This is a genomic window from Lentzea sp. NPDC006480, from assembly GCF_040611995.1.
In the GTDB taxonomy this organism is placed as follows: domain Bacteria; phylum Actinomycetota; class Actinomycetes; order Mycobacteriales; family Pseudonocardiaceae; genus Lentzea.
Genome location: NZ_JBEXPJ010000206.1, coordinates 1 through 14930, shown reverse-complemented (window position 1 = coordinate 14930; position 14930 = coordinate 1). Strand labels below are relative to the sequence as shown.

The window sequence follows — 14930 nt, the reverse complement described above, 5'->3', positions numbered from 1 at the left end:
ACACCCGGTCCCATTCCGAACCCGGTAGTTAAGCCCTTCTGCGCCGATGGTACTGCACTGGTTACGGTGTGGGAGAGTAGGTCGCCGCCGAACTTTACTTCCCTGAAGGGGCTTGTGATCGCGGGGCACAACTACAGTGCTTCGCTCACAGGCCCCTTTCAGCGTGTCCATAGTAGGAGGATTTGGTGTCAAGGTTCGGGGATCGTCCCGGCGACCGTCAGCGTGGCCAGGGAGACCGACCGCGCCATTCCGACGGTGGCCGCCCATCAGGCGATCGCAAGTTCAGCAACAACCGCAGCGACAAGCCGCGCGAGGACCGCGGCGGCTCCCAGCGTGGTGAGGGCTCCGGCGACCGCGACCGCAGCGGAGACCGTCGAGACGACCGCGCCGGCAACCGCTCTGGCGAGCGCAGCGGCTACCGCGGCCAGGGTTCGAGCGACCGCGGCGGCTACCGGGGTGGCGAGCGTTCGGGCTCGAGTGACCGCGGTGGTTACCGCGGCGAGCGCTCGGGTGACCGTCCCGGCTACCGCGGTGGCGACAGCAGCTCCGACCGTGGTGGCTACCAGCGTCGCGAGGGTTCCAGCAGCGACCGCGGTGGTTACCGCAAGGACGACTCGGGCGACCGTGGTGGATACCGCGGCCAGGGTTCCAGCGACCGCGGCGGCTACCGCAAGAGCGATTCCGGTGACCGTGGTGGGTACCGCGGCCAGGGTTCGAGCGACCGCGGCGGCTACCGGGGTGGCGAGCGTTCGGGCTCGAGCGACCGCGGTGGTTTCCGCTCCGACCGTGGTGGCGACCGTCCCGGCTACCGCAAGGACGACTCGAACGACCGCGGTGGTTACCGCGGCGACCGGTCGAGCGATCGTCCCAGCTTCCGCAAGGACGACTCCAGCTCCGACCGTGGTGGCTACCAGCGTCGCGAGGGTTCCAGCAGCGATCGCGGTGGTTACCGCAAGGACGATTCCGGCGATCGCGGTGGCTACCGCAAGAGCGACTCCGGTGACCGTGGCGGTTACCGCAAGAGCGACTCGGGCGACCGTGGCGGCTATCAGCGTCGCGAGGGCTCCAGCGGTGGTTACCGCAAGAGTGACTCCGGTGACCGTGGTGGTTACCAGCGTCGTGAGGGTTCCAGCGACCGTCCCGGTTACCGCAAGGACGACTCTGGCGACCGTGGCGGTTACCGCAAGAGCGACTCGGGCGATCGTGGTGGTTACCAGCGTCGTGAGGGTTCCAGCGACCGTGGCGGTTTCCGCAAGGACGACTCCGGCGATCGCGGTGGGTACCGCGGTCAGGGTTCCAGCGACCGCGGCGGCTACCGGAAGAGCGACTCCGGTGATCGCGGTGGTTACCGCAAGGACGATTCCGGTGACCGTGGTGGTTACCAGCGTCGTGAGGGTTCCAGCGATCGCGGTGGTTACCGCGGTGGCGAGCGCTCGGGTGACCGTCCCGGCTACCGCGGTGGCGACAGCAGCTCCGACCGTGGTGGCTATCAGCGTCGCGAGGGTTCCAGCAGCGACCGCGGTGGTTACCGCAAGAGCGACTCCGGTGATCGCGGTGGGTACCGCGGCCAGGGCTCCAGCGACCGCAGCGAGCGTTCCGGCGATCGGGGCGGCTTCCGTTCCGACCGCGGTGGTGACCGTGGCGGGTACCGCAAGGACGACCGTCGCGACGACCGCGGCAACGCCCGCACCGACGAGCGTTCCGGCCCGCCGCGCGACGACCGTCGTGACGAGCGCAGCCGTGAGCGTGCGGCGCGTTTCCAGGAGCGCGTCGCCGACCAGGAGACCACCGGCACGGACGAGGCCGCCGAGGTGACCTCGGACGCCGCCGAGCGTCCTGGCTACCGCCTGGGCGACGGTGCCGCCGCCACCCGTGCGGCCGCGAGCCGTGAGACCGATGCCGAGGTCGACGTCGACAGCAGTGCGGTCGAGGTCAAGGCCGATGACGAGAGCGGCGCTCCCGCTGCTGACGTCGACGCCGAAGACGACGAGGACACCGACGCCGACGAGGCCGACGACCGTCAGGCCGAGGCCGGCGACGAGCGTGACGACAGCGATGACCGGGAAGACCGCGACGAGGCCCCCGCGCCCCGTGGTGGACGTCCCGAGCTGCCGGAAGAGGCCGACCTGTCGGCCCTCGACCCGGAGATCCGGGCCGAGCTGCGCAGCCTGCCCAAGGGCCTCGCGGAGATCGTCGGCAGGCACCTGGCCGCGGCCGGGCTGCTGATCGACGAGGAACCCGAGCTCGCCCTGGAGCACGCCCGGTACGCGCGCAGCAAGGCGGCGCGGGTCGGTGTGGTGCGCGAGGCGGCCGGCCTGACCGCGTACTTCGCGGACGAGTGGGCCGAGGCTCTCAGCGAGCTGCGGGCCGCGCGCCGGATGATGACCGGACCGGGCCACCTGGCGATCATGGCCGACTGCGAGCGGGCCCTCGGCCGGCCGGAGCGGGCCATCGATCTCGCCAAGGACCCGGCGGTGAAGGACCTGTCGCAGGAGGACGAGATCGAGCTGCGGATCGTCGCGGCCGGTGCTCGCCGGGACATGGGCCAGCTCGAAGCGGCCGTGGTGGCGTTGCAGGGGCCGGATCTCGATCCGGGGCAGCGCACTCCCTACTCCGCGCGGCTCTTCTACGCTTACGCCGACAACCTGGCCGCGGCCGGTCGCATCGAGGAAGCCGTCAAGTGGTTCCTCAACGCCGCCGAGGCTGACGACGAGGGGGAGACGGACGCCGCCGAGCGCGCGTTCGAGCTGACCCAGGACGACACCACCACCTCCGGTGACACCACTTCCGCGGAGGAGATCGGACAGCAGTGAGCGAGACGTTGGTCGACCGGTACGACGCGTTGCTGATCGATCTCGACGGCACCGTCTACCGCGGCAAAGAGGTCGTGCCCGGCGCCGCGGACGAGATCGCGAAAGCCAGGGCCAAAGGCCTCGGAATCCGGTACGTCACCAACAACGCTTCTCGCTCACCGCAGGCGGTCGCGGATCACCTCGTCGAGCTCGGGTTCGAGACGACGGTCGACGAGGTGAGCACGTCCGCCCAGGCGGGCGCGGCCATGCTGGCCGACCGGCTGCCGAAGCGCTCCACCGTGCTCGTGCTGGGCACCAAGGCTCTCGAAGCCGAGGTGTTCAAGCGCGGGCTCATCCCCACCGACACCGCCGAAGGCGCGGTGGCGGTGCTGCAAGGGCTCTCCATGGACCTCGGCTGGCGCGAGCTGGCCGAGGCCGCCGTGGCCATCCGCTCCGGTGCACTGTGGGTGGCGTGCAACGTCGACGCCACGTTGCCCACCGAACGCGGCCTGCTCCCCGGCAACGGGAGCCTCGTCGCGGCTCTCAAGACCGCCACGGGCGCCGAGCCGCTCGTCGCCGGCAAGCCCGCCACGCCGCTGCTCCAGCAGGCGGCGAAGGAGCTCGGGGCGCACCGGCCGTTGGTCATCGGAGACAGGCTGGACACGGACGTTCTGGGCGCGGTGAACGCCGGAATGGACTCGCTGCTCGTGCTCACAGGTGTGTCGACGGATGAAGAGGCGCAAGCGCTTCCGGAAGAGCTCCGCCCCACGTATGTCGGCGCGGACCTGTCGGTACTGCATCGGCTACCGTAAGACCGTGAGCTACCCCCTGCCCGGACCGCCGCCCAACCCGGCCGACGCCATCGACGGCGCGCTGGAGCGGCTCGACGGGCTCGAGAACGTTCCCCTCGCCGAGCACGTGGCGCGGTTCGACGCCGTGCACGCGACGCTCACCGAGGCGCTGTCGAGCATCGAACAGGTGTGATGCACAGTGCCTCGCAGGGTGCGGCTCGACGCCGAACTCGTGCGCAGGGGGCTCGCCAGGTCCCGTGAGCACGCCAGCCAACTCGTCGCGGACGGGCGCGTCACCGTGCGCGGCACCGTCGCGACGAAGCCCGCGACCGCCGTGGAGACCTCCGACGCGGTCGTCGTGAAAGACCTGGACAACGACCCGAACTGGGCTTCCCGGGGCGCGCACAAGCTGATCGGCGCGCTCGACGGCTTCAAGATCGACCCGACCGGCCGGCGTTGCCTGGACGCGGGCGCGTCCACTGGCGGTTTCACCGATGTGCTGCTGCGCAAGGGCGCGCGTCAGGTGGTCGCGGCCGACGTCGGGCGCGGGTTGCTCGACTGGAAGCTGCAGACCGACGACCGGGTCGTGGTGAAGGACAAGACCAACGTCCGCACGCTGCAGCCCGAGGACATCGGCGGGAAAGTTGAACTCGTCGTAGCGGATCTTTCGTTTATCTCGTTGAGGCTTGTGCTTCCCGCACTGGCCGCGTGCCTCGACGAGGAGGGCGACCTGCTGCCGATGGTCAAACCGCAGTTCGAGGTCGGCAAGGAACGTCTCGGTTCCGGTGGTGTCGTGCGCGAACCGGAGCTGCGCGTGGCGGCCGTTCTCGAAGTGACCGAGGCAGCAGCGGAACTGGGCTTGGCCGTGCACGGGGTCGTCGCGAGCCCGTTGCCAGGTCCGTCCGGCAATGTCGAATACTTCCTCTGGCTCCGCAAGGGTGAACCAGTGCCCGCGGAGGAGATGGTGCGCACCGCCGTCGAAGAAGGGCCCCAATGAGGGAAGTCCTGCTGGTCGTCCACACCGGTCACCAGAGCAACATCGATCTCGCCCGGCAGGTGGCCGGCCGTCTCGCGGTCGGGGGCGTCACGACTCGGGTGCTCGACGACGAGGCGCGTGACCTCGGTCCGTCGTGCTGCACCAAGGTCGTGCCCGCCGACGACCACGCGGCCGAGGGCACCGAACTGGTGCTGGTGCTGGGCGGTGACGGCACGCTGTTGCGCGGTGCCGAGCTCGCCCGCCCCGCGCGTGTTCCGGTGCTGGGGGTGAACCTGGGCCGGGTCGGGTTCCTCGCGGAGGCCGATTCGGACGCGTTGCACGAGGCGGTCGGCCACGTGCTGGAGCGCGACTACTTCGTGGAAGAGCGCATGACGCTCGACCTCGTCGCGACGGTGGCCGGTGAGGTCGTCGTGAAGACGTGGGCGCTCAACGAGATCAGCGTCGAGAAGCTGATTCGCGAACGCATCCTCGAGGTCGTCATCGAGGTCGACGGACGGCCGGTGTCGGCGTTCGGCTGCGACGGCGTGCTGTGTGCGACGCCGACGGGTTCGACGGCGTACGCGTTCTCCGCCGGCGGGCCGGTCGTGTGGCCGGACGTGCAGGCGATCCTGGTGGTGCCGAGCAACGCGCACGCGCTGTTCGCCCGGCCGCTGGTCGTGTCGCCGAAGTCGCACGTGGCGTTCGAGATCGAGTCGACGGGCCACCCGGCCGCGTTGTCGGCGGACGGGCGGCGGACGTTCGAGCTGCCCGCCGGTGCGCGGATCGAGATCGTGGAAGGCGCTATCCCGCTGAAGGTCGTGCGGCTGCGCCAGGCTCCGTTCACGGACCGGCTGGTCGAGAAGTTCGATCTGCCGGTGAAGGGATGGCGGGGACCATCGGCAGGCTGATCGCGCCGCTCGGTGCATCGGCACTCGCTCGTTATGGTGCCCGCGAGGAATTGTCGGACTCGACAAGTAAGGTTCGCCCTGTGCTGGCCGAGATGCGCATCAATGGCCTTGGCGTGATCGACGAGGCCACCCTTGAACTAGACCCCGGATTCACCGTCGTGACTGGTGAGACCGGTGCGGGCAAGACCATGGTCGTGACCGGGTTGCACCTGCTCGGCGGTGGCCGTGCGGAGGCGTCGCGCGTGCGCACCGGTGCTGACAAAGCAGTGGTGGAAGGCCGCTTCCAGGCGCCCGCGGGCAGTCCTGCCGCGAAGGTTGCGGAGGAGGTCGGCGGCGAGGCGGACGAGGACGGCTCGCTGATCGCGATCCGCACCGTCGGCTCCGACGGCCGTTCCCGTGCCCACGTCGGCGGCCGCTCCGTGCCGGTCGGCGTGCTGTCCGAACTGGCGGAGCAGCTGATCGCCGTGCACGGTCAGAACGACCAGCTGCGCCTCATGCGGCCGACCGAGCAGCGCGGCGTGCTGGACCGGTTCGCCGGTGACGACGTGGCCGAGCCGCTGCGCGCCTACCAGGCCGTCCGCGAGGAGTGGCTGCGCGTCTCGACCGAGTTGAAGGAGCGCACCGAGCGTTCCCGCGAGCTCGCCCGCGAGGCGGACCTGCTGCGGCACGGCCTGACCGAGATCGACGCGGTCGACCCGAAGCCGGGCGAGGAGGCCGAGCTGCACGACGAGGCTCGTCGTCTGGCCGACGCCGACCAGCTTCGCGAGGCCGCGTCCGGCGCGCAGTTCGCGGTGTCGGGTTCGCTGGAGGGCGATCCGGACAACCCCGGCGCGCTGGGCCTGATCTCCGAGGCGGCGCGGCGCCTGTCCGCGTCCGAGGACCCGAAGCTGCGTGAGATGGAACCGCGGCTGGTCGAGGCGGCGACGCTGCTGGCCGACGTGGGCGCCGAGATCTCCGGCTACCTCGACCACCTGGAAGCCGACCCGGGCCGTCTCGAGCAGGTCCTGCAGCGCCAGGCCGAGCTGAAGTCGCTGACCCGCAAGTACGCGGCGGACGTCGACGGCGTGATCGCCTGGGCTGCCGACGCGCGCTCGCGTCTCGACGGCCTGGACACCTCCGAGGAGGCTTTGACCGCGCTCGCTTCGCGCCGGGACGAGCTGGCCGTAGAACTGGCCGGGTTGGCGTCGCAGGTCACGGCCGCGCGTACCGAAGCCGCGCTGGAACTGGGCAAGGCGGTCACCGAGGAGCTCGACGGCCTCGCGATGCCGCACGCCACGGTCGAGCTCGCGGTTCGCCCTCGTCACGCCGAGACGGGCGACGCGCAGGCGTTGAACGTCGGTCGCTCGGTGCTGCACGCGGGCTCGTCGGGCGTCGACGACGTGGAGCTCCGGCTGATCTCGCACCCCGGCGCCCCGGCCCTGCCGGTGCACAAGGGCGCGTCCGGCGGCGAGCTCTCGCGCGTGATGCTCGCTCTCGAAGTCGTCCTGTCGCACTCCGACCCGGTGCCGACCCTCGTGTTCGACGAGGTCGACGCGGGCGTCGGCGGCCGCGCGGCAGTCGAGGTCGGACGCCGGCTCGCCAGGCTGGCCCGCTCGCACCAGGTCATCGTCGTGACGCACCTGCCGCAGGTGGCCGCCTTCGCCGACCGGCACCTGGTGGTCGACAAGTCGGCCGACGGCACCTTCACGCGCTCGGCCGTGCGCAAGCTGGACGAGACGCAGCGCGTGGTCGAGCTGGCCCGCATGCTGGCCGGCATGGACTCGACCGACACGGGCCGCGCGCACGCCGAGGAACTGCTGGCGGCGGCGAAGGCGGACAAGTCGGCCGCGCCGGTGGTGCGGCGCCGCAAGAAGAAGGCCTGACAGAACACACAGCCGGAGGCCGGCCAGGGCGGTTCACACCCGCCCTGGCCGGTTTTTCGCGTTTCAGGCACGGGCGACCAGCGATCGTCGTGATTCTTCATCTCCAGAACGTGACCGGTGAGCTGCGGATTTCGGTCGTGCCCCGCACCGCCGTGAAGCCGTGGGTTCGGCATGATGGTCAGGTGACCGAGGCCCGGTCAGCGGACGCACACGATGGTGCGGTGGAAGGTGGACCGGATCTGTGAGCACGCGCCGGGTGTTCGGGGCGGTGCTGGTGTTCGTCGCGGCCGGGCTGGCGGTGGCGGCGACGTTCCTCAACGCCTATGCCGTGCAGGTCGATCTGCAGGGGCGGACGCTGCGCTACGAGGCTTCGGCCTGGGTCACCGAGCGGGACGATTTCCGGGGTGCGCTGATGCTCGGGCCCGTCGAGTACGGCGAGCCGGCGGTCGGGGCGGCGCTGGTGATGGCGTTGGCGGCGGTGCTGGCGTTCCGGATTCCGGCGGCGCGCGTCGGGTCGTTGCTCGGGGCCGGGTTGCTGACCGGGGTGGCCTGGTCGGCGGTGTCGAGTGTGCAGGGGATCATCGCGAAGCTCAAAGAGCTCGAGGCGCCGGTGCCGTTCGACATCGAGCAGGGCGACGGGGTGACCATGCTGATCGTCGCCGCCGGGGTGGCCGTGGTGTCGGCGGTGTTGCACCAGGAGTTGCCGCGCCCGCCGAAGGAAGCGGCCGCGGACGGTGTGGTGATCCACCAGATCGAGGCGGACGAGAGCGAGACGCCGCCGTACGGGTTCCCGGTGATCGTGGAACCGCCGAACTCCAAGGAAGAGCCGAAGAGTGATTGACCGGGGGAAGATCGCCGTACTGCTGCAGGTGCTGGGGGCGGGTCTGGCTTTTGCGGGGAGTCTTGAGGCCACTTACCGCACCACGTACCGCTACGACGGGAGAGTGCCTGACCAGGTGATGACCTCCACGCTGTGGTTCGTCACCTCGGAGCCGCTGGACGGGCCTGAACGCGAAGCCTTCTACGCCATGGGCTGGCCGTTGGTCGTCGCCGCGGTGCTGATGGTGGTGGCCGCGGTGCTCACGCTGAGGGGGCGCACGGCGTTCGTCGGCAGGGTCGCGGCGATGGGAGCGGCAGGCGCGCTGGGTGGGATCGTGCTCGCCTACTGGCTGCAGATCCGGCACGAGATCGAGATCACGAGCAACTGGCCTGCCCAGGGCGGGCCGATGGCCGTGGTGGACGTTCTCGCCGGCATGTACGTGTTGATCGCGGGGGCGGTGGTCGGCCTCGTCGGGGCGGCCCTCGCCCAGCGGAAGCAGGAAGGGCGGCAGGAAGAAGAACCGGAAGAAGATGTCGTCGTGCACCAGCTCGTCAGCGACGACGACACGCCACCGTTCGGCATCGCGATCCCGGACGAGCACCAGGAGGCGCGGTGATCGGCAGACCGACGGCGGTCGCGTTGATCGCGGCCGGAGTGGTGCTGACCGCGACGGCGCTGGTGCTGCCGTGGTACTCGACCATCTACGCCGGAGACGTCGAGGTCGTCGTCCGGGCCTGGGGCACCGAGGTCGTCAACAAGCCGGGCGACTGGCCCGCCGGCGACCTCTCGCCCTGGTACGGCGTGCCGATCGCGATCACCGCGGCGTTCCTCACGGCCGGCATCTGGATCAACCGCGCCGCACTGGCCGGAGCCGCCGCGCAGCTGGGAGCCGTCGGCATCACCGCCGCGCTCACGATCTCCGAACGCGGCCACGCCGTCGAGCAGCAGGGCGACTTCGCGCTCGGCTACGGCCTGGTGTTCCTCGCAGCCGGCACGCTCGTAGCTCTGACCGGTGCCATCGCCGCGCAGAAGGAGCCGAAATGAAGCTCCTCAGCGCAGCACTCCTCGTACTGGCAGCCGCCGCAGCGGTCACCGCGACGTTCCTGCCGTTCTCCGAACTGTTGATCAAACTGGCGCCGGACCAGCCCCAGACCGCCTACGTCACCACGGGCTGGAGCACCCACTTCGGTGCCACGAAAGACGCGCACGCGCCGCTCTTCGGCATCCCGATCGCCGCAGCCGCAGCGGCAACGCTGGCAGGCATCCGCTGGCGCAAGGTCGCGTTCGCCGGAGCGGCCGCACTGGCCGGAGCCACCGGCATGCTGTTCGTCTACCTGCTGAACGCGATCAGCTTCCACCGGACCGGCAACATCGCGATCGACCCGAGCCTCGAAGCGGGATTCGGCAACGGCATCTGGGTCCTCATCGGAGCAGCGGTCCTCGCGTTTGGGGCCGTAGTAGTTCACCCCGACGACTGACCTGCGAGAATCGCCCGGCGTGCCTCACCTGTCGCGTGCGCACCGTGAGTCACTATCGGACGCATGAAGCTTTCCGGGCTGCTGAGCCGCTCCAACCACGAACTCCCCGGTGTCACGGGCGTCGCGCGGGTTGATCGGCGCGTGAGCGACCTGGTGCGGCGCATCAGTCCCGGCGATGTCGCCGTTTTCGACCTGGTCGACCTCGACCGGCGCACCGCGGAGGCGTTCGTCGCGGCCGAGGTGGTCGGTGTCGTCAACGCCTCGCCGTCGATCTCCGGGCGCTTTCCCAACCTCGGGCCGGAACTGCTGATCGAGGCGGGCATCCCGCTGATCGACAACGTCGGCGCGGTGGCCCTGCGCGAGATCAAGGAAGGCGTGAAGATCCGCCTGCACGAAGGTGTGGTCTACGCCGGCGAACGCGAGCTCGCCAAGGGGATCGAGCAGAACGCCGAGAGCATCGCCGACGCCATGATCGAGGCGAAGGCGGGCATGTCGGCGCAGCTGGAAGCCTTCTCCGCCAACACCATCGAGTTCCTCCGCCGCGAACGGGCCCTGGTGCTCGACGGCGTCGGAGTGCCCGAGGTGTACGTGCCGATGCGCGACCGGCAGGTGCTCGTCGTCGCAGGTGGACCGTCGCACGCGGAACAGCTGCGCAAGCTCCGCAAGTACATCCGCGAGTACCGGCCGGTGCTGATCGGCGTCGACACCGGCGCGGACACGCTGCACGACGCCGGGTACAAGCCGGACATCATCGTCGGTGACCCCGACGGCATCGGCACCGCGTCACTGCGCGCGGCCGCCGAGGTGGTCGTGCCCGCGCAGACCGACGGCCACGCGCCAGGTCTGCAGCGGATTCAGGATCTCGGCATCGGCGCGGTGACCTTCCCCGCGTCTGGCAACGCGGAGGATCTCGCGTTGCTGCTGGCCGAGGCACACGGAGCGTCCCTGGTCGTCACGGTGGGGCTGCGCGCGACGTTGCGCGAGTTCCTCGATCGCGGGCACTCCGGCTCCAACCCCTCCACGTTCCTCACCCGGTTGAAGCTCGGCAGCAAGCTCGTCGACGGGGAGGCCGTCGCGACCTTGCACCGCAGCCGGGTGTCCATGGGCGTGATCGTCCTGCTGGTGGTCGCCGCGATCGCCGCCATGGCGGCGGCACTGACGGTGTCCGGCGTCGGTCACGTCTACGTCGACATCGTGGTCGACGCGTGGCAATCCGTCGTCAACTGGTTCAAGGGGTTCTTCTCGTGATCACGCTGCGCTACCACATAGTTTCCATCACCGCGGTGTTCCTGGCGCTCGCGGTCGGTGTCGTGCTCGGGTCGACCGCGATCAGCGGGCGGCTGCTGTCCGGCCTGAGCGACGAGAAGAACTCGTTGGCACAGCAGGTGAACGACCTGCAGAACGACCGCAACTCGTTGAACGCCAAGCTGACCGAGGCGGACAAGTTCGCCGCGTCCGTCGGCCCGCTCGCGGTCAAGGACAGGCTCACCGACCGGACCGTCGTCATCGTCACGACGTCCGACGCGCGTCCGTCCGATCGGGACGCTCTGAGCGCGCTGCTGAAGTCCGCCGGCGCCGCAGTCACCGGCGAGATCCAGCTGACCGACGCGTTCGCCGACCCGTCGCGCGCGGACCAGCTCCGCGACCTCGTGGCACGGCTGCAGCCCGCCGGTTCGCAGCTCCCCACGGCCGCCGACCCCGGCACTCGCGCGGGCGGCCTCTTCGGCAAGCTGCTGCTGCTCAACCCCGCCAACAACGAACCGCAGGCCACCGCGGACGAGACGGCCAGCGCGCTGGCCGGGCTGTCCAACGCGGGCTTCGTGAAGGCGACCTCCGGCGTGAAGCCCGCGCAGCTCGCGATCGTCCTCACGGGCGGCGCCGCGATCGGTGACTCGGCGGCGGACCGGGCCTCGACGGTCGCCCGCTTCGCCACGCAGCTCGACCGGTCCGGAGCGGGCGTGGTGCTCGCCGGTGCCAACGGTTCGGCGAACGGCACTGGCGCCATCGGCGTGGTCCGCGCCGACACGAACGCGACGTCGATCCTGTCCACGGTGGACAACTCCGACACCCCGGCCGGCCAGGTCGTCGTCGTCATGGCACTGCGCGAACAGCTGGAAGGCCGCTCGGGGCGGTACGGCGTCGCGGGAAACGCCGAGGCGTCCTCGCCGGGAACCGCCGGCTAGTACTCGGTCGTCCAGTCGCCGGGAAGCTCCTTCACCAGCGACTCCAGCGCCTCCGGCGTACGGGCGCGGGCCCAGAGCCACTGGCCGTCGTCCTCGCGCACGATCACGTCGTCGCGGACGAACCAACGGGTGCCCGGGCTCTGCATCGGCAAGAGCGTGAAGTGGTCTTCGAGCAGGGAGATGTCCGCCTCGGACGTCTCCCTGTCGGCGGTCTCGGCGCCGTCGCGGAACAACGCCTCCGACAGCACCATCTCCACGCACGCCAGCGAGAACCGCGGCAGCCACGGGTCCCAGCGCTCCTCGGACTTGTTGATCAGGTCGAGCTTGATCACCACCGCCGGGTCGTCGTCGCCCAAAGGCGTGCCCCACGCGGCGACCCACTGGTTCTCGTCACGGAAGATCAGCACGTCCTGATCAAGACGTAGTTCGGACGGCGTGAGCAGGCGGTCCTGGTTGCTCGTCAGGTCCGGCCGTTTGCCGAACAACGACAGCGCTTCCTTCAGCGACTCCGGCAGCCGCACGCACAGCTGGTCCTCGGTGGCGGCGAGCTCGGCGCGGCTCCAGCCGTCTAGCGGCCCGATCGGCTCGGCCCACGCGGCGGCGAACCCCTCGATGAAACGCCACGCCGAGGACCGGTCGCGCACGGCTCTTGCGGCTTCCCCTGCCACGTCGAAGGTCACGTGACAACGATTCCTGATCCCGGCCCGTACCGGGGGAACTTCGGGGAAACCCCTCGCTGCGCCGATCGGGTGATGTGATCTGCCGGGTCGTGGTGCGCTGAGTGACCGGCGGCGTGTTAGCGTTATGGCCCGTGGATAGGGGGATTTCGGCCCCCACGATTTTCACGGGAGCCCCGTTGGTGCAGCAGGCACGTACGACCAAGCACGTCTTCGTCACGGGAGGCGTCGCGTCCTCCCTGGGCAAGGGGCTCACCGCCTCCAGCCTCGGCCAGTTGCTCACCTCGCGCGGCCTGCGGGTGACGATGCAGAAGCTCGACCCGTACCTGAACGTGGATCCCGGCACGATGAACCCGTTCCAGCACGGCGAGGTCTTCGTGACCGACGACGGTGCGGAGACGGACCTCGACATCGGCCACTACGAGCGGTTCCTCGCGCGGGATCTGAGCGGCGAAGCCAACGTCACGACCGGTCAGGTGTACTCCGAGGTCATCGCCAAGGAGCGCCGCGGCGAGTACCTGGGCGACACGGTCCAGGTCATCCCGCACATCACCGACGAGATCAAGCGCCGCATCCGCGCGATGGCCGAGCCGGACGCCGACGGCGCAACCCCGGACGTGGTCATCACCGAGGTCGGCGGCACGGTCGGTGACATCGAGTCGCTGCCGTTCCTGGAGGCGTGCCGCCAGGTCCGCCACGACGTCGGCCGCGACAACGTCTTCTTCCTGCACGTCAGCCTCGTGCCGTACCTGGCGCCGAGCGGCGAGCTCAAGACCAAGCCGACGCAGCACTCCGTCGCGGCGCTGCGCAACATCGGTATCCAGCCGGACGCGATCGTGTGCCGCGCGGACCGCGAGATCCCGGACGCGCTCAAGCGCAAGATCGGCCTGATGTGCGACGTCGACACGGACGCCGTCGTCGCGGCCGTGGACGCGCCGTCGATCTACGACATCCCGAAGGTCCTGCACTCCGAGGGCCTCGACGCGTACGTGGTGCGCCGCCTCGGGCTGCCGTTCCGCGACGTCGACTGGACGGTGTGGGGCGACCTGCTGGAGCGCGTGCACAACCCGTCGGAGACGGTGAAGATCGCGCTGGTCGGCAAGTACGTCGACCTGCCGGACGCCTACCTCTCGGTCACCGAGGCGCTGCGTGCGGGCGGTTTCGCGCACCACGCCAAGGTCGAGATCAAGTGGGTGCCGTCGGACGAGTGCCAGACGCCGGAGGGCGCGGCTCGTGCGCTGTCCGGCATGGACGCGGTGCTGATCCCGGGCGGGTTCGGGGTGCGCGGCATCGAGGGCAAGATCGGCGCGCTCAAGTACACCCGCACGCGTGGTGTGCCGACGCTGGGCCTGTGCCTCGGCCTGCAGTGCATGGTGATCGAGGCCGCGCGCAACCTCGCGGGCATCGAGGACGCCAACTCCAGCGAGTTCGAAGAGGGCGGTTCGCCGGTCATCTCCACGATGGCCGACCAGCAGGACGTCGTCTCCGGCCAGCGCGACATGGGCGGCACGATGCGGCTCGGCGCGTACATCGCGAAGCTCACGCCGGGTTCGGTGGTCGCTCAGGCCTACGGCGCGACCGAGGTGTCCGAGCGGCACCGGCACCGCTACGAGGTCAACAACGCGTACCGGGGCAAGCTCACCGAGGCCGGTCTGGTGTTCTCCGGTGTGTCGCCGGACGGGCGCCTGGTCGAGTTCGTCGAGCTGCCGGCCGACGTGCACCCGTTCTACGCGGCCACGCAGGCGCACCCGGAGCTCAAGTCGCGTCCCACGAAGCCGCACCCGCTGTTCGCGGCGTTCGTGAAGGCCGCGATCGACTACCGGGTGGCCGACCGCCTTCCGCTGACGGCCGGAGCTGCCAAGTGAGGCACGACTTCCGCACGGTGTCCAGCGAGGACGTGCACGTCGGGAAGATCCTGGCGTTGCGCGTCGACGAGGTGGAGATGCCCGGCGGCGGCACGGCCAAGCGCGAGATCGTCGAGCACACCGGCGCGGTCGCGGTCGTTGCGGTGGACTCGGCAGGCCAGGTCACGCTGATCCACCAGTACCGGCACGCGCTGGGCCGGCACCTGTGGGAGCTGCCCGCGGGTCTGCTCGACCACGACGGCGAGCCGCCGGTCGTGGGTGCGCGCCGGGAGCTGGCCGAGGAGGTCGGGCTCGACGCGGAGCAGTGGGACGTGCTGGTCGACGTCGCCGCGTCGCCGGGGTTCACCGACGAGGTCGTGCGCGTGTTCCTCGCGCGCGAGCTGTCCGAGGTGGACCGAGAGGTGCAGGGCGAGGAAGAAGCCGACCTGGAGATCCACCGCTTCCCGCTCGACGAGGCCGTCCGCATGGTCCTGGCCGGCGACATCGTGAACGCGTCGTCGGTCGCCGGGCTGCTCGCGGCCCGCGAGGTGCTGGACGGTCGCGCCGAGCCCCGTCCGGCCGATGCGCCCTTCCGCGAC

General features: G+C 70.3%; 15 protein-coding genes and 1 rRNA gene. 15 read left to right on the top strand and 1 reads right to left on the bottom strand.

The window, feature by feature from the left end; translation table 11 throughout:
• The 13 genes from rrf to ABZX92_RS41245 all read left to right on the top strand — a co-directional run.
• A 5S ribosomal RNA gene (gene rrf, locus ABZX92_RS41305) occupies positions 1–93 on the top strand; the annotation flags it as partial.
• A gap of 92 nt (positions 94–185) precedes the next feature.
• Positions 186–2813, top strand: a complete 2628-nt coding sequence (locus ABZX92_RS41300; RefSeq protein ID WP_355570932.1) for a hypothetical protein — start codon at positions 186–188, stop codon at positions 2811–2813.
• Positions 2810–3604 carry an HAD-IIA family hydrolase gene (locus tag ABZX92_RS41295; protein ID WP_355570931.1) on the top strand — a complete coding sequence of 265 codons (795 nt, stop codon included), beginning with the start codon at positions 2810–2812 and terminating at the stop codon, positions 3602–3604. Before ABZX92_RS41300 ends, ABZX92_RS41295 begins: the two co-directional genes overlap by 4 nt.
• The gene (locus tag ABZX92_RS41290) at positions 3564–3776 is read left to right on the top strand and encodes a hypothetical protein (protein WP_355570930.1); all 213 of its coding nucleotides are present in this window, start codon (positions 3564–3566) and stop codon (positions 3774–3776) included. The genes ABZX92_RS41295 and ABZX92_RS41290 overlap by 41 nt, the downstream gene beginning before the upstream one ends.
• A gap of 6 nt (positions 3777–3782) precedes the next feature.
• Positions 3783–4580 carry a TlyA family RNA methyltransferase gene (locus ABZX92_RS41285; RefSeq protein WP_355570929.1) on the top strand — a complete coding sequence of 266 codons (798 nt, stop codon included), beginning with the start codon at positions 3783–3785 and terminating at the stop codon, positions 4578–4580.
• Positions 4577–5467, top strand: coding sequence for an NAD kinase (locus tag ABZX92_RS41280; protein ID WP_355570928.1), 891 nt, complete (start codon positions 4577–4579; stop codon positions 5465–5467). The genes ABZX92_RS41285 and ABZX92_RS41280 overlap by 4 nt, the downstream gene beginning before the upstream one ends.
• A gap of 80 nt (positions 5468–5547) precedes the next feature.
• A complete protein-coding gene (gene recN, locus ABZX92_RS41275; protein WP_355570927.1) occupies positions 5548–7329 on the top strand; it encodes a DNA repair protein RecN in 1782 nt (593 codons plus the stop codon).
• Between the two features lie 241 nt (positions 7330–7570).
• Entirely contained in the window at positions 7571–8170 is a 600-nt protein-coding gene (locus ABZX92_RS41270) for a hypothetical protein (RefSeq protein WP_355570926.1), read from the top strand.
• Positions 8163–8765, top strand: a complete 603-nt coding sequence (locus ABZX92_RS41265) for a hypothetical protein (RefSeq protein ID WP_355570925.1) — start codon at positions 8163–8165, stop codon at positions 8763–8765. The genes ABZX92_RS41270 and ABZX92_RS41265 overlap by 8 nt, the downstream gene beginning before the upstream one ends.
• Positions 8762–9193, top strand: a complete 432-nt coding sequence (locus ABZX92_RS41260; protein ID WP_355570924.1) for a hypothetical protein — start codon at positions 8762–8764, stop codon at positions 9191–9193. The genes ABZX92_RS41265 and ABZX92_RS41260 overlap by 4 nt, the downstream gene beginning before the upstream one ends.
• The gene (locus tag ABZX92_RS41255; RefSeq protein WP_355570923.1) at positions 9190–9627 is read left to right on the top strand and encodes a hypothetical protein; all 438 of its coding nucleotides are present in this window, start codon (positions 9190–9192) and stop codon (positions 9625–9627) included. The genes ABZX92_RS41260 and ABZX92_RS41255 overlap by 4 nt, the downstream gene beginning before the upstream one ends.
• Before the next feature lie 63 nt (positions 9628–9690).
• A complete protein-coding gene (steA, locus tag ABZX92_RS41250) occupies positions 9691–10875 on the top strand; it encodes a putative cytokinetic ring protein SteA (RefSeq protein ID WP_355570922.1) in 1185 nt (394 codons plus the stop codon).
• Positions 10872–11810: a copper transporter gene (locus tag ABZX92_RS41245; RefSeq protein ID WP_355570921.1), complete on the top strand. Its 939-nt coding sequence runs from the start codon at positions 10872–10874 to the stop codon at positions 11808–11810. Before steA ends, ABZX92_RS41245 begins: the two co-directional genes overlap by 4 nt.
• On the opposite strand, the gene ABZX92_RS41240 is transcribed toward ABZX92_RS41245, so the two are convergent.
• Positions 11807–12490: a hypothetical protein gene (locus tag ABZX92_RS41240; protein ID WP_355570920.1), complete on the bottom strand. Its 684-nt coding sequence runs from the start codon at positions 12488–12490 to the stop codon at positions 11807–11809. The genes ABZX92_RS41245 and ABZX92_RS41240 overlap by 4 nt on opposite strands.
• A 176-nt stretch (positions 12491–12666) precedes the next feature.
• Between ABZX92_RS41240 and ABZX92_RS41235 the strand changes: the two genes are divergently transcribed.
• Together ABZX92_RS41235 and ABZX92_RS41230 are read left to right on the top strand one after the other, a co-directional pair.
• A complete protein-coding gene (locus ABZX92_RS41235) occupies positions 12667–14352 on the top strand; it encodes a CTP synthase (protein WP_355570933.1) in 1686 nt (561 codons plus the stop codon).
• Positions 14349–14930 (top strand): NUDIX hydrolase (locus tag ABZX92_RS41230; RefSeq protein WP_355570919.1); only part of this gene is annotated, 582 nt, incomplete at its 3' end. The genes ABZX92_RS41235 and ABZX92_RS41230, both read left to right, overlap by 4 nt.